Source organism: Halomonas sp. SIMBA_159 (assembly GCF_046536035.1).
GTDB classification, from domain to species: domain Bacteria; phylum Pseudomonadota; class Gammaproteobacteria; order Pseudomonadales; family Halomonadaceae; genus Vreelandella; species Vreelandella venusta_A.
This window is the reverse complement of the sequence record NZ_JAWJBT010000770.1, coordinates 1-265: the sequence shown is the minus strand read 5'-3', so window position 1 is coordinate 265 and position 265 is coordinate 1. Positions and strand designations below refer to the sequence as shown.

At 66.4% G+C, this 265-nt stretch carries 1 protein-coding gene; it reads left to right on the top strand.

Going from position 1 to position 265, the window contains the following annotated elements; translation table 11 throughout:
• A partial coding sequence (locus R0J87_RS21290) for an FAD-dependent oxidoreductase (RefSeq protein ID WP_498888782.1) occupies positions 1 to 265 on the top strand: 265 nt, incomplete at both ends.

The window sequence follows — 265 nt, the reverse complement described above, 5'->3', positions numbered from 1 at the left end:
CCGAGCAACGCGGCCGTCGTCGACAGCAACTTCGTGCTGGATTACTTCCGTCTGGCGGCCGATAGGCGGTTGCTGTTCGGGGGACGGGTCAGCTACTCGACGCTGATGCCGCCGAACCTGCCGCGAGTCATGCGGGCGAAGATGCTGACCGTCTTCCCTCAGCTGACGGACGTGCCGTTCGACTTCACCTGGGGCGGCTACGTCGGCATCACGGTCGAGCGGACGCCGCACTTCGGCCGGCTCGGCGACAAGGTGTTCTTCGCCC